We start from the raw sequence: 13,067 nt of genomic DNA, 5'->3' as shown, positions 1-13,067 counted from the left end.
CGGACTACACGCTGTGCGCCAGGCCCAGGTTGCGGTTGGCCGGTACCGCCACGTCCATGAGTTTCGGGCGCGGCAGGTTCAGGGCGCCCATCAGGGCGACGAAGTCCTCGCGCGAGCGGCCGGCCAGGCGCGCGTTGTGGCGCTTCTCCCAGCCGATGCTGGACAGCGACTGGCCCTTGTAGTCGTGGCCCGGCCAGACCCGGGTGGCGTCGTCGAGGGCGAACAGCTTGCGGGTGACGCTGTCGTACAGCGCCTCGGCGCTGCCGCCCTGGAAGTCGGTGCGGCCGCAGCCGTCCACCAGCAGCGTATCGCCGGTGAACAGGTTGCCGCGCCAGAGGTAGCACATGCTGCCGGCGGTGTGGCCGGGCGTATGGATCACGGCGATGTGTTCGCGCTGGCCGAAGGGAATCACGTCGCCGTCCTGCAGCTGCACTTCGGCCGGCGGAATCCCGCAGCCGCTCGGCACGCAGGCCTTGGCCCCGGTCAGCGCGCGCAGCTTGCCGGCCGAGGTCACGTGGTCGGCGTGGGCGTGGGTCTCGAGCACGTGGGTGAGGGACAGTCCGAGGCGTTCGAGGTGGGCCAGGTCGCGCTGCCAGTGGCGGTCGACCGGGTCGATGATCACCGCATCGCGGCTGTCCGGGGCGGACAGGATGTAGGTGTAGGTCGAGGATTCGGCGTCGAACAGCTGGATCGGGTTGACTTGCATTGGGGGTCTCCTGGGTGCGGTGCGTGTTGTACCACAGGATGGGGCGCGGGGGAAGGTGGCGAAGGCCAGGCCCTCCCTTCAATCCCGTTCCGGTTCCGGCTCAACCGGCTCGTAACGCGAGACCATGATGCGGTCGATGCGGTTGCCGTCCATGTCCATGACCTCGAAGCGGAAGCCTTTCCAGTCCACGGTGTCGGAGGGCTTGGGGATGTAGCCCAGCTGGTAGAGCATGAAGCCCGCCAGGGTGTGATAGGCGCCTTCATCCTCGCCCGGGAAGCCCAGGGTGGTCTCGAGCAGGTCGCGGAAGCGGTCGAGCGCGACGCCGCCGTCCAGCAGCCAGCTGCCATCGGCGCGCTGCACCGCGTCGGCGTCGTATTCCTCGCCGGCGACGGTGACGTCGCCCACCAGGGCGCTCATCACGTCGCTCAGCGTGACCATGCCCTGGATGTCGCCGTATTCGTCGACGATCAGGGCCAGTTCGGCGCGGTGCTTCTTGAACATCTCGAGCAGGGCCATGGCGCTGACCGTCTCCGGCACGTAGAGCAGTTCCTGCACCGCGCCGTCGAGGTCGATGGCTTCCAGCGAACCGGTGCGCACGGCCTGGCCGAACAGGTCGCGCACCAGCACGTAGCCCAGGATGTGCGAGCGGTCGCCGCGGCAGACCGGGAAGCGGCTGTAGGGATTGGCCGCGATGGCCGCCAGGTTGGCCGCGCGGTCTTCCTCGAGGTCGAGGATCACCAGGTCGACGCGCGGCGTCATCAGGGATTTCAGGTGCTGGTCGTCCAGGCGCAGGGCGCGCTGCACGATGTCGTATTCGGTTTTCTCGAAGACGCCGGTGTCGGCGCCTTCCTTGATGATGCCGGCGATGTCTTCCTCGGTCGGCGCTTCTTCCTTCGCTTCGCGGATGCCGATCACGCGCACGATGGCATTGGTGGCCAGCGACAGCCCCTTGACGAAGGGCGCCATCACGACCGACAGCACGCGCAGGGGCTGGGCGATCAGGGTCGCCATCGCTTCCGGGAAGGCCATGGCGATGCGCTTCGGGACCAGCTCGCCGAAGATGATCGAGGCGATCGTGATGCCGATCACGACCAGGCCCAGCGCGAACTCGCGCGCATAAGGTGCGAGTACCGGCACGGTTTCGAGGTGGGGCGTGAGGTGGCTGACCAGCGAGGCTTCGCCGAATGCACCGTTGAAAATGCCGATCAGGGTGATCCCGACCTGCACGGTCGACAGGAAGTGGCTGGGATCGTCCGCCAGCTCGAGCGCGGCGCGCGCTCCGCGGCTGCCTTCTTCCGCGCGCCGCTCGAGGCGCATGCGCTTGGCCGAGACCAGTGCCAACTCGCTCATGGCGAACACTCCATTCATCAGGATGAGGAAGGAGATGATCAATATGTCGGTCAACACTGGCGCGGGGCCTCCGTCGGACTATCCGGGCCGCGTCCGGGCGCACCCGGAGCGGCGCACGCCCGCATCATCGCATGCCGGAGCGCGTTTGCGCCACACGGCTTGTCAGCTTGGCATCATTTGGCATCCGGACGGAAATGCTTGCCGATGCCGGCCCAGCACTGCTGGTAGTCGGGCTGCAGCTGCGGCGAGGACAACGCGTACGGGGTCGGCACCAGCACCTGGCGGGTCTCGAACATGAAGGCCATGGTGTCCGCCACCTTGTGCGGGCGGCTGGTGTCGGCGCTGCTGGCCTTGTCGAAGGTGGCGGCGTCCGGCCCGTGCCCGCTCATGCAATTGTGCAGGCTGGCCCCGCCCGGCACGAAGCCCTCGGCCTTGGCGTCGTAGGCGCCGTGGATCAGGCCCATGAACTCGCTGGCCACGTTGCGGTGGAACCAGGGCGGGCGGAAGCTGTCTTCGGCGACCAGCCAGCGCGGCGGGAAGATCACGAAGTCCAGGGTATCCACGCCCGGGGTGTCGGAAGGCGCCTGCAGCACCAGGAAGATCGACGGGTCCGGATGGTCGTAGCTGATCGAGCCGATGGTGTTGAAGTGGCGCAGGTCGTATTTATAGGGGACGTAGTTGCCGTGCCAGGCGACCACGTCGAGCGGCGAATGCCCGATCGGCGCGCGCCACAGGCCGCCGCAGAACTTCGCCACCAGTTCGAACTCGCCCTCGATGTCTTCGTAGCGGGCGACCGGGCTCAGGAAGTCGCGCGGATTGGCCAGCCCGTTCGAGCCGATCGGCCCCATGTCCGGCAGCTGCAGCAGGGCGCCGAAATTCTCGCAGACGTAGCCGCGCGCCGCGCCATCCGGCAAGCGCACCTGGAAGCGGATGCCGCGCGGGATCACCCCGATCTCGTGCGGCTCGAGCTCCAGCAGCCCGAGTTCGGTGGCGATCGCCAGCCGGCCCTGCTGCGGCACCACCAGCAGCTCGCCATCGGCGCTGTAGAAGTAGCGGCCCTGCATGTCCTTGTTGGCGGCGTACAGGTGGATCGCGCAGCCCGTCATGGCTTCCGGCGAGCCGTTGCCGGCCATGGTGACCCAGCCGTCGATGAAGTCGGTGGGCGCGTCGGGCATCGGCAACGGGCTCCAGCGCAGCTGGTTCGGTGGTGCAGGCGTGTCGAAACGGCTGACGATGCGGCCGGCGTCGATCGGGGTAAAACTGCCGTGCACGGCGGCCGGGCGGATGCGGTACAGCCAGGAGCGGCGGTTGTGGCTGCGCGGCGCCGTGAACGCGGTGCCGGAAATCTGTTCGGCATACAGGCCGTAGGCCACGCGCTGCGGCGAGTTGCGGTGCTGCGGCAGGGCGCCCGGCAGGGCTTCGGTGGCGAATTCGTTGCCGAAGCCGCTCATGGTGGCGGACGGGCGGTCAACGCTGTGACTCATGCTGATGTCTCCTGGGTGGTCGGTCGCTATGGGATCGCCGCCACTGTAGAAGAATTCAGCATGTTTTACGAGATGAATAGAAAAATGTACACTATTCACCAGCTAAATATTGCTGTTCGTGCGGGTCCGCCGCGCCGACAATGCAGCCTGCCTGAAACGCGCCCATGATAGAACCGCATACCATCGACCTGAACCTGCTGTCGGTATTCCAGGAAGTCTACCGGGAACGCCAGATTTCCTCGGCCGCCAAGCGGCTGGGACTGAGCCAGTCGGCGGTCAGCAACGCCCTGGGACGGCTGCGCCGCGCCTTCGGCGACGAGCTGTTCGTGCGCACCGCCGCCGGCATGCAGCCGACGCCGCTGGCGGCCCAGATGGCCGAGCCGATCGGCGTGGCGATGGCCCAGGTGGTGCTGGCGCTGAACCAGCGCAGCCGCTTCGATCCAGCCACCAGCCAGCGCCGCTTCGTGCTGGCGATGACGGACGTGGGCGAGATCTACTTCATGCCGGCGCTGATCGAGCGCTGCCGGCTGCTGGCCCCGCAGGTCGACATCAGTTCGGTACGCGCCGGGACGCTGGCGCTGAAGGAAGAAATGGAAGGCGGGCGGGTGGACCTGGCGGTCGGGCCCTTCGAGGACATCTCGGAAGCCCTGTACCAGCGCCAGCTGTTCCGCCAGCCCTATGTGACGATGTTCCGCAAGGGCCATCCGCTGGGGAAGGGTGAAGTCACGCTGGCGCGTTTCGTGAAGGCCGAGCACATGCTGGTCGATGCGAGCGAGAGCCCGTACGACCGCATCAACGCGCTGCTGGCGCGCGCCGGGATCGGGCCGGCGGTGCGCTTCCGGGTGCCGCACTTCACCGCCGTGCCCTATATGGCGGCGAGCTCGGACCTGGTGGTGACGGTCCCGCAGAAGCTGGCCGAGCGCGCCGCGGGGCCCTTCGGCCTGGAATGGATCGTGCCGCCCCTGGCCTTGCCGCCGCTGCAGACCAATGTGTTCTGGCACCGGCGCTACAACCAGGACCCGGGCAACCAGTGGCTGCGCGGGCTGCTGGCGGAAGTATTTGCAGAATAAGGACCGTGGAGACGGTCGTTCATCAACGAGAAAGACAAGGAAGAGAAAATGGCAGACCTGTTTGAGAACCCCATGGGCCTGATGGGCTTCGAGTTCGTCGAGTTCGCGTCGCCGACGCCGGGCGTGCTGGAAGACGTGTTCGCGAAACTGGGCTTCACCAAGGTGGCGGTGCACCGCTCGAAGCAGGTGAGCCTGTACCGCCAGGGCGGCATCAACTTCATCATCAACAACGAGCCGAAGAGCTACGCCGCCTACTTCGCCGCCGAGCACGGCCCCTCGGCCTGCGGCATGGCCTTCCGCGTCAAGGATTCCCATAAGGCCTATGCGCGCGCGCTGGAACTGGGCGCCCAGGCGGTCGAGATTCCGACCGGCCCGATGGAGCTGCGCCTGCCGGCCATCAAGGGCATCGGCGGCGCGCCGCTGTACCTGATCGACCGCTACGAAGACGGTAAATCGATCTACGACATCGACTTCGAGTTCATCGATGGCGTGGACCGTCACCCGTCCGGCCACGGCCTGAAGATCATCGACCACCTGACCCACAACGTCTACCGCGGCCGCATGAGTTTCTGGGCCGGCTTCTACGAGAAGCTGTTCAACTTCCGCGAGATCCGTTACTTCGACATCAAGGGCGAATACACCGGCCTGACCTCGAAGGCGCTGACCGCCCCGGACGGCATGATCCGCATCCCGCTGAACGAAGAGGGCAAGTCGGGCGGCGGCCAGATCGAGGAATTCCTGATGCAGTTCAACGGCGAAGGCATCCAGCACATCGCGCTGCTCACCGATGACCTGATGAAGACCGTCGACAGCCTGCGCGCCGCCGGCGTGCCCCTGATGAGCGCACCGCCGGAAACCTATTACGAGATGCTCGACGAGCGCGTGCCGGGCCACGGCGAAAACGCTGCCGAACTGAAGGCGCGCGGGCTGCTGCTGGACGGCACGGTCACCGACGGCAAGCCGCGCCTGCTGCTGCAGATCTTCTCGGAGACGCAACTGGGACCGGTGTTCTTCGAGTTCATCCAGCGCAAGGGCGATGACGGTTTCGGCGAGGGTAACTTCAAGGCGCTGTTCGAGTCGATCGAGCGCGATCAGCTGCGCCGCGGGGCGATCGCCGGGGCGGCCGCCGAAGCCTGAGTAAATGGGACCGGTGCCGCTGGCACCGGTCCCATTTTGCTATCCTGAGCGCTTTCGTCACCCAAGCGCCTCATGCTCGCCCCCTTCACCATCCTCCTGCTGTTCCAATGCCTCGGCGAAGGCATCGTCTTCCTGCTGAAGCTCCCGGTCCCCGGCCCGGTCGCCGGCATGCTGCTGCTGATGGCCGCCTTGCTGGCCTGGCCGCCGCTGGAAAAACAGATCGAGCAGGCCGCCGATACCCTGCTGTCCCACCTGTCCCTGCTGTTCGTGCCGGCCGGCGTCGGCATCGTCGCCACCGCCGCCAGCGGCAGCGGCCACTGGCTGGCCATCGTCACGGCGACGGTCGCCAGCACCGTGCTCACCCTGGCGCTCACCGGCCTGCTGCTGCGCCGCCTTCCGCGGGGAGACGGCGATGCCTGAGCTCGGCCAGTTCTGGGTCTATCTGTCCGCCTCGCCGCTGCTGGGTCTGACCATGACCCTGTGCGCCTACCTGGCCGCCCACCGCGTCACCGCCTTCTTCAAGGGCGCGCCGCTGGCCAATCCGGTCGCCATCTCGATCGCGCTGGTCGTGCTGCTGCTCTGGCTGACCGGCATGTCCTACCAACGCTACTTCGCGGGCGCCCAGTTCGTGCACTTCCTGCTCGGGCCGGCGACGGTGTCCCTGGCGCTGCCGCTGGTGCGCCAGCTGCCGCGCCTGCGCCGGGCCTTCCTTCCCCTGGCTGCGGCGCTGCTGCTCGGCTGCGTGACGGCGATCGTCTCCAGCGTGGCGATCGCACTGCTGCTCGGCGCAGCCCCGGAGCTGGCCGCGACCCTCGGTCCGAAGTCGGCCACCTCGCCGATCGCGATGGCGGTGTCGGAAGGGCTGGGCGGCATCCCGGCCCTGACCGCGGCCATGGTGATCGTCACCGGGATCTTCGGCGCGGTCTGCGGCCCCTGGCTGTTCGACCGCCTCGGCATCGCCTCGCCGGCGGCGCGCGGCTTCGCCCTCGGCCTGGCCTCGCACGGCATCGGCACCGCGCGCGCCTTCCAGTCCGGGGCCACGACGGGCGCCTTCGCCGCACTGGCGATGGGCCTGAATGGCGCGCTCACGGCGCTGCTCGCGCCGTGGCTGGTACCGGTCGTGGCAGGCTGGTTCGGCTGAGGGAACGCAGAAAAGCCGCCGGCCGCGGGCATTGCGCCAGCGGCCGGCAGGAAGCGCGGCGATCCGGGATCAGGCCGGATTCGACTTCCAGGTCTTCTTCGGGCCCAGGGCCTTGGCGGCGAACAGCGCACCGGCCAGTCCCACCACCATGGCGGCGGCGCTGCCGCCGAAGCCGACGGCATGTTCCTTGGCCAGCTTGCCGGCCTTCGGCCCCACCAGCTGCATGCGGCGGCGGGTCATCTGGGCGCCCAGCTCGCTCAGTGCATCGCGGCTCAGTTTTGCTTCAGCATGGGGCAGCAGGGTGGTTTCCTCGTCGGCCACGTGGTGCATCACGTCGCGCATCAGTTCCATCACCAGCTTGTCGTGGCGCGGATCGGAGCCGCTGGTGCGGCGCAGTTCGGCGATCAGGCGGCGCATCTCCATGTGCTCGGGCTCGGCCTTGTGCATGAAGGGCTCGCCGGCATCGCGCTGGCGCATCACCGGATAGAAGATCTCTTCCTCGAGCTTGGCGTGGATCTCGAGCGCGTCGCAGATGGTGTCGGCCAGCGCCTTCTTGACGCGCGGCGGCTTGTCCTTTTCGTACTGGTGGAAGGTCACCATCACATGCGAGTGGTCGAAGCGGATCATGTTGGTGATCGTCGGGCTCAGCTTATTCAGGTTAAACATCGGTACCCCCTTTATAGTCATATAGCTAACATGGTAGTGCCGCGCCACTCGTCTTTACTGTAGGAGTACGCGCCGCGCCCGTGTCGGCAGGGGCCGCAGGGGAGGGCGAGTCCAGACTCTCAGTCTGACTTCGTACTCGAAACTGGCCCCGTGAACACTCTTATTTATCAATTCCAACATTTCCATCAAGTTCGTTAATTGTCGCCCTAGTCCTACAGATGGACGCGCGAACACCTGATCCACACTGCCGTGTCACCCTGCCAACATGAGATATGCGGGCTGCCGGTCGAGGCCGCAGCCATCTCGCGGCAACGCCCCGACCGGGCGCGCCAACACTCATCAACGGAGGAATTGTTCATGTTTGCACATAACAAACGCCTGCAGTACACGGTCCGCGTCAGCGAACCGAATCCAGCCCTGGCCAACCTGATGCTGGAACAGTTCGGCGGACCGCAGGGCGAACTCGCCGCGGCCATGCGCTATTTCACCCAGGCGGTCTCGGAAGACGATCCGGGTCGCAAGGACATGCTGTTCGACATCGCCACCGAGGAGCTCAGCCACCTGGAGGTGATCGGGCACATCGTCGCGATGCTGAACAAGGGTGCCAAGGGCCGCCTGGCCGAGGCGGTCGACAGCGAAGCCGACATGTACAAGGCGATCACCGGTGCAGGCAATGACAGCCACATCACCCAGGTGCTGTACGGCGCCGGCACGCCGCTGACGAATTCGGCCGGCGTTCCCTGGACCGCCGCCTACATCGACTCGATCACCGAGCCGACCGCCGACCTGCGCTCGAACATCGCCGCCGAGGCGCGCGCCAAGATCGTCTACGAGCGCCTGATCGCGCTGACCGACGACCCGGGCGTGAAGGAAGCGCTGGGCTTCCTGATGACACGCGAAGTGGCCCACCAGAAGTCCTTCGAGAAGGCGCTGTACGCCATCGAACCGAACTTCCCGCCGGGCAAAATGCCGGCCGATCCGCGTTACGCGAGCGTGTACTACAACATGTCGCAGGGCCCGGGCGAGATGCGCGGCCCGTGGAACCAGGGCGCCGACTGGGATTTCGTCACCGACCGCGAGAAGCAGCAGGCAGTCGACGGCGGCTCGGGCGAGGCCGAAGTGGCGCTGCCGGGCGGCGACATCGACATCCTCAGGCAGATGGCGATGCGCACCATGTCCGACCCGATGTCCTCGCCGCGCACCGGTGCCGAACTCGGTATGAGCATGCAGTCGGCCGGCGGTGGTACGATGGCAGGGCAATCCGGCAGTGCCATGGGTAGCGCCCAGCTGGGCTCGAAAGGCGGCCAGCTCGACGACACCGGCAGCAGCAAGCCCCAGGATAAAGGCACCGCCAAGGGCACGAAGGCAATGAAGAAGTAAGCTCGCGCCGCGCGGCCATTCCGTAGCGCCGGCCGCGCGGCCATTCTTTGGGTATTGCATGAATTTTCACATAGACAAAACGCATGACAACCGCCTGCTTGCCGCCCGCACCCTGCTGCGCGCGCTGACGTTCCGGCGCGCCGTCGGCATCCTCGTCTGCAGCGTCGGCTGCATCCTCCTGCTCGGCAGCCTCGTCGAGCAGATCATGAACGCCAATCCCAAGATGCACCGCGCGCTGATCGGCGGCGCGACCGCGGCCGCGGCCACCGCGCTGGGCACGCTGCCGGTGCTCTTTGCCCAGAATTTCTCGAAACGGGCCTACGATTGCTTCCTCGGTTTCGGCGCCGGGGTCATGCTCGGCGCGACCGCGTTCTCGCTGGTGATCCCGGCCATCGCGGCAGCCAGGGCCGCCGGTTCCGGCAGCTGGGAGGCCAGCCTGATGGCCGGCGCCGGCATCATGGCGGGGGCGGGCGCCATCCTGCTGCTCAGCCGTGCGGTCCATACCGAGGGCATCCTCGCCCAGGGCGAAGCCGGCATGTCGGTCCGGCGCGCCTGGCTGTTCGTGTGGGCGGTGGCCCTGCACAACCTGCCGGAAGGCCTGGCGATCGGCGTCGGCTACGCCGGCATCGACATCGAAAAAGCGAATGCCCTGGCCACCGGGATCTCGATCCAGGACGTGCCGGAAGGACTGGTGGTGGCCCTGGCCCTGCGCACGGTCGGCTACAGCCGCCTGACGGCGGTCGGCCTGGGCATTGCCTCCGGCCTGATCGAGCCGGTGGCGGCCGCCTTCGGCGTGGCCCTGATCGGCATCGCGGCGGGCCTGCTGCCCTTCGCACTGGCCGCGGCGGGCGGGGCGATGCTGCTCGTGATCGTCAACGACGTGATCCCCGAATACCGGCAGAACGGCAACGGCACCTTCGCCAGCATCGCGCTGGTGTTCGGCTTCATCCTGATGACGGTGCTCGATACGGCGCTCAGTTGAACAGTGGCGTGATCGTCCACGGCCGGCTGGCGGTATCGACCCGGGTGCCGAGTTGCCGGCACAGAGTGCTCATCCGGTGCCCGATCCAGGCCGCGTGCACTGGATCGGCCGGGCTGCTGCGGCACTGCCGCTGCCGTGCGCGAACAGCACCATGCCGGAAGATTCTACGCCGAGCTTGACAGGAAAAATATGATGGGCATAATATGACGTACATCATATTTCGGAGGCTGTCATGAGCGGCAACGTGAAATCCAGCAAGCGCGAGCAATCGCACCACCGGATCGTCGAGGCCGCCAGCCGCGCCGTGCGGCGTCATGGCTATGCCGGCGTCGGCGTGGCCGAGGTCATGAAGGAAGCTGGCCTGACCCATGGCGGCTTCTACGCCCACTTCGATTCGCGCGACGCATTGCTGGTCGAGGCGATCGAGCATGCCGGCGCGATCAGCAGCGCCGTCCTGGACGAGCGGATCGCCGCGCGCTCGCAAGAGAACGGCAGCGCCTTGCAGGCACTGATCGAACTCTACCTGTCCGACGAGCATCTCGCCCATCCGGAGCAGGGCTGCGTGGTTGGTGCGCTGGCCAGCGAGATGCCGCGCCAGGAAGCGTTGGTGCGCAGCGCGTCCGCCCAGCGCGTCGACCGCCTGGTGCGCCGGGTCGCGCTGGCACTGCCCGAGGGCGCCGATCCGGCGCTGGCCGGCGTAATTGCCGGCGCCCTGGTCGGCAACCTCCAGCTGGCACGCATTCATGGCGACAATGCCGAGGGCAGGGCGGCGTTGTCCGATGCGCGGCGCGTGCTGATCTCCCTGTTCGTTTCGCCGAAGTAAGACACCCGGCCGGCCAACTGCCGGCAATTTTGTTCGCGTCGAAATATGATGCCCATCATATGAAGCGCATCATATTACTCCTGAGAGGAAAGTCATGAACATCCAGAATGCCACCGTGCTCGTCACCGGCGCCAACCGCGGCCTCGGCGCCGAATTCGCGCGCCAGGCCCTCGCCCGCGGCGCGAAGAAAGTCTATGCCGCCGCGCGCGACCCGGCCACCGTGCTGCTGGAAGGGGTCGTTCCCGTCCGGCTTGACGTCACCGACGCCACGGCAGTCGCGGCGCTGGCCGAACAGCTGAAGGACGTCGACCTGGTCATTAACAATGCCGGGGTAGCGAATACCGGCAACCTGCTGGACTCGGAAAGCGCCGACTCGCTGCGCTGGATGCTGGAAACGAACCTGTTCGGCATCCTGAACATGAGCCAGGGCTTCGCGCCGGTATTGCAGAGGCATGGGGGCGGCGCCTTCGTCAACGTGCTGTCGGTGGCGAGCTGGAAAAGCAACCCGGCGCTGGCGGCCTACGCCGTCACCAAGGCGGCGGCCTGGAATTTGACGAACGGCGTGCGCGACGCCCTGCGCACCCAGGGCACGCAAGTGCTGGGCGTGCACGTGGGCATGATCGATACCGACCTGACGCGCGGCTTCGACCTGCCGAAATTGTCGACCGCCACCGTGGTCGAGCGGACCTTTGCCGCACTCGCGGCCGGGGCCAGCGAAGTGCTGGTGGATGAGCTGACCCGCGCCGTCAAGCAGGGACTGACGGCCGAGCCGCCGCTGTACACCCTCGGCTAATCAGCCTGCGGCATGAGAAACGCCCCGGGGCGCCAGGCGCCGCGGGGCGTTTTTCTTGTTGCGTCAGCCGCTCAGTCGCGGATTTCCAGTGCCCGGTTCAGGCTCAGCGCCGCCAGCGAGCCGACCGCGCCCGACAGCAGGTAGAGGCTGACGTAGCCGAGGCCGAAGTGCGCCGACAGGCCCAGGGCGACCAGCGGGGCGAAGGCCGCGCCGACCAGCCAGGCCAGGTCCGAGGTCAGGGCCGCGCCCGTGTAGCGGTACTGCTGCTTGAAGTTCGCGGTCACGGCGCCGGCCGCCTGGCCGTACGACAGGCCCAGCAGGACGAAGCCGACCAGGATGAAGGTGTTCTGGCCGGTGATGCCGCCATCCATCAGCGAGGGCACGGCGAGGGCGAACAGGCCGATCAGCGCAGCCAGGGTGCCGAGCGTGGTGCGGCGGCCGACCTTGTCGGCAATATAGCCCGAGGCCAGGATCGCCAGCACCGCCAGCCCTGCGCCCCACATCTGGACTTGCAGGAACTCGTCCATCGGGCGGGTATCGTAGAGCTGGATCCAGGACAGCGGGAACACCGTCACCAGGTGGAACAATGCATAGCTGGCCAGGGCGGCGAGGGCGCCGATGGCGATGTTGCTGCCCTGCGATTTCACCAGCTCGCCGACCGGGGCAGGGTCGAGTTCGTGGGCGTCCAGCAGGCGCGAGTATTCGCTGGTCGACACCAGGCGCAGGCGGGCGAACAGCGCCACGACGTTGATCATGAAGGCGCAGAAGAAGGGATAACGCCAGCCCCAGACCAGGAAGTCGTCCTGGGTCAGGCTGGTCAGCAGGTAGGCGAACAGGCCGGCGGCGATCAGGAAGCCGATCGGTGCGGCGAGCTGGCCCAGCATCGCGTACCATCCGCGCTTGTGCTCCGGCGCGCTCAGGGCCAGCAGCGACGGCAGGCCGTCCCAGGAGCCGCCCTGGGCCAGGCCCTGGCCGATGCGCATCAGGGACAGGAGCACGACGGCCAGCATGCCGATCCGGTCATAGCTTGGCAAGAAGGAAATGACCACCGTGGAAGTGCCCATCATAAAGAGGGCGATGGTGAGCTTGATTTCGCGGCTGAAGCGGTTCTGGATGGCCATGAAGACCACCGTGCCGATCGGGCGCGCGATGAATGCGAAGGAAAAAACGATAAACGAGTAGAGTGTCGCTTCGAGTCGATCAGCCCAAGGGAAAAAGACCGCTGGAAAGACCAAGACCGAGGCAATGGCGTAGACGAAGAATTCGAAATACTCCGAGGCCCGGCCAATGACCACGCCGACAGCGATGTCGGCCGGATGGATCTCGCCATCCCGGGCATTGATGTTGCGGGCCCCGCTTGCAGGGTGGGTGATCGGAGCGGCACCTGCGCCGCCGTACGTCGTCGTGCTTTGCATATCTTCGTCTCCTGAGGTCAGCTGGCCTCGACAGCCTGAAATCGCGCCTTTGTTTCTATTGTGAACGGCATTGCCGTAGTTTCAATATAGCAAGGGTGGGACAAAGTGTCCAATGGTTGC

13 protein-coding genes are annotated in these 13,067 nt (G+C 66.8%); 8 read left to right on the top strand and 5 right to left on the bottom strand.

The annotated features are described in order from the left end of the window. Positions 1-4 precede the first annotated feature (4 nt). From AC56LK_RS03490 to hmgA, 3 genes are all read right to left on the bottom strand, one after another. On the bottom strand, positions 5-706 hold the full coding sequence (locus tag AC56LK_RS03490) for an MBL fold metallo-hydrolase (RefSeq protein WP_497183176.1): 702 nt from the start codon (positions 704-706) through the stop codon (positions 5-7). A gap of 78 nt (positions 707-784) precedes the next feature. Further along, positions 785-2,113, bottom strand: coding sequence for a hemolysin family protein (locus tag AC56LK_RS03485; RefSeq protein WP_497183175.1), 1,329 nt, complete (start codon positions 2,111-2,113; stop codon positions 785-787). Between the two features lie 116 nt (positions 2,114-2,229). Continuing rightward, the gene (hmgA, locus tag AC56LK_RS03480) at positions 2,230-3,540 is read right to left on the bottom strand and encodes a homogentisate 1,2-dioxygenase (RefSeq protein ID WP_497183174.1); all 1,311 of its coding nucleotides are present in this window, start codon (positions 3,538-3,540) and stop codon (positions 2,230-2,232) included. Between the two features lie 164 nt (positions 3,541-3,704). On the opposite strand from hmgA, the gene AC56LK_RS03475 reads away from it, so the two are divergent. The 4 genes from AC56LK_RS03475 (at position 3,705) to AC56LK_RS03460 (ending at position 6,888) form a co-directional block, all read left to right on the top strand. Continuing rightward, positions 3,705-4,610 (top strand): LysR family transcriptional regulator, encoded by a 906-nt coding sequence (locus AC56LK_RS03475; protein WP_497183173.1) that lies wholly within the window; start codon positions 3,705-3,707, stop codon positions 4,608-4,610. A 48-nt stretch (positions 4,611-4,658) separates the two neighbouring features. Then, positions 4,659-5,747 carry a 4-hydroxyphenylpyruvate dioxygenase gene (gene hppD / locus AC56LK_RS03470; protein ID WP_497183172.1) on the top strand — a complete coding sequence of 363 codons (1,089 nt, stop codon included), beginning with the start codon at positions 4,659-4,661 and terminating at the stop codon, positions 5,745-5,747. A gap of 72 nt (positions 5,748-5,819) precedes the next feature. Then, positions 5,820-6,167 carry a CidA/LrgA family protein gene (locus tag AC56LK_RS03465; protein WP_497183171.1) on the top strand — a complete coding sequence of 116 codons (348 nt, stop codon included), beginning with the start codon at positions 5,820-5,822 and terminating at the stop codon, positions 6,165-6,167. After that, positions 6,160-6,888, top strand: a complete 729-nt coding sequence (locus tag AC56LK_RS03460; protein WP_497183170.1) for an LrgB family protein — start codon at positions 6,160-6,162, stop codon at positions 6,886-6,888. The genes AC56LK_RS03465 and AC56LK_RS03460 overlap by 8 nt, the downstream gene beginning before the upstream one ends. 69 nt (positions 6,889-6,957) lie before the next feature. On the opposite strand, the gene AC56LK_RS03455 is transcribed toward AC56LK_RS03460, so the two are convergent. After that, positions 6,958-7,554 (bottom strand): hemerythrin domain-containing protein, encoded by a 597-nt coding sequence (locus AC56LK_RS03455; protein ID WP_497183169.1) that lies wholly within the window; start codon positions 7,552-7,554, stop codon positions 6,958-6,960. Positions 7,555-7,911: 357 nt separating this feature from the next. On the opposite strand from AC56LK_RS03455, the gene AC56LK_RS03450 reads away from it, so the two are divergent. The 4 genes from AC56LK_RS03450 to AC56LK_RS03435 all read left to right on the top strand — a co-directional run bounded on the left by AC56LK_RS03450 (position 7,912) and on the right by AC56LK_RS03435 (position 11,532). Next, on the top strand, positions 7,912-8,934 hold the full coding sequence (locus AC56LK_RS03450; protein WP_497183168.1) for a manganese catalase family protein: 1,023 nt from the start codon (positions 7,912-7,914) through the stop codon (positions 8,932-8,934). Between the two features lie 58 nt (positions 8,935-8,992). Next, on the top strand, positions 8,993-9,916 hold the full coding sequence (locus AC56LK_RS03445; RefSeq protein ID WP_497183167.1) for a ZIP family metal transporter: 924 nt from the start codon (positions 8,993-8,995) through the stop codon (positions 9,914-9,916). A 232-nt stretch (positions 9,917-10,148) separates the two neighbouring features. Next, positions 10,149-10,739, top strand: a complete 591-nt coding sequence (locus AC56LK_RS03440) for a TetR/AcrR family transcriptional regulator (RefSeq protein WP_497183166.1) — start codon at positions 10,149-10,151, stop codon at positions 10,737-10,739. A 94-nt stretch (positions 10,740-10,833) separates the two neighbouring features. Beyond that, positions 10,834-11,532: an SDR family oxidoreductase gene (locus AC56LK_RS03435; RefSeq protein WP_497183165.1), complete on the top strand. Its 699-nt coding sequence runs from the start codon at positions 10,834-10,836 to the stop codon at positions 11,530-11,532. A 71-nt stretch (positions 11,533-11,603) separates the two neighbouring features. Here the strand turns inward: AC56LK_RS03435 and AC56LK_RS03430 are convergent, their stop codons facing one another. Then, the gene (locus AC56LK_RS03430) at positions 11,604-12,947 is read right to left on the bottom strand and encodes an MFS transporter (RefSeq protein ID WP_497183164.1); all 1,344 of its coding nucleotides are present in this window, start codon (positions 12,945-12,947) and stop codon (positions 11,604-11,606) included. Positions 12,948-13,067 lie beyond the last annotated feature (120 nt).

The sequence above is a fragment of the Telluria sp. ZB4P36 genome, assembly GCF_059685865.1.
The sequence above is the reverse complement of the archived record's forward strand: the minus strand, read 5'-3'. Positions and strand labels throughout refer to the sequence as shown.

Coding starts and splice junctions, on each gene's coding strand:
- AC56LK_RS03490 (WP_497183176.1), bottom strand. CDS start 706: ATGCAAGTCAACCCGATCCAGCTGTTCGACGCCGAATCCTCGACCTAC.
- hmgA (WP_497183174.1), bottom strand. CDS start 3,540: ATGAGTCACAGCGTTGACCGCCCGTCCGCCACCATGAGCGGCTTCGGC.
- AC56LK_RS03475 (WP_497183173.1), top strand. CDS start 3,705: ATGATAGAACCGCATACCATCGACCTGAACCTGCTGTCGGTATTCCAG.
- hppD (WP_497183172.1), top strand. CDS start 4,659: ATGGCAGACCTGTTTGAGAACCCCATGGGCCTGATGGGCTTCGAGTTC.
- AC56LK_RS03465 (WP_497183171.1), top strand. CDS start 5,820: ATGCTCGCCCCCTTCACCATCCTCCTGCTGTTCCAATGCCTCGGCGAA.
- AC56LK_RS03460 (WP_497183170.1), top strand. CDS start 6,160: ATGCCTGAGCTCGGCCAGTTCTGGGTCTATCTGTCCGCCTCGCCGCTG.
- AC56LK_RS03455 (WP_497183169.1), bottom strand. CDS start 7,554: ATGTTTAACCTGAATAAGCTGAGCCCGACGATCACCAACATGATCCGC.
- AC56LK_RS03450 (WP_497183168.1), top strand. CDS start 7,912: ATGTTTGCACATAACAAACGCCTGCAGTACACGGTCCGCGTCAGCGAA.
- AC56LK_RS03445 (WP_497183167.1), top strand. CDS start 8,993: ATGAATTTTCACATAGACAAAACGCATGACAACCGCCTGCTTGCCGCC.
- AC56LK_RS03440 (WP_497183166.1), top strand. CDS start 10,149: ATGAGCGGCAACGTGAAATCCAGCAAGCGCGAGCAATCGCACCACCGG.
- AC56LK_RS03435 (WP_497183165.1), top strand. CDS start 10,834: ATGAACATCCAGAATGCCACCGTGCTCGTCACCGGCGCCAACCGCGGC.
- AC56LK_RS03430 (WP_497183164.1), bottom strand. CDS start 12,947: ATGCAAAGCACGACGACGTACGGCGGCGCAGGTGCCGCTCCGATCACC.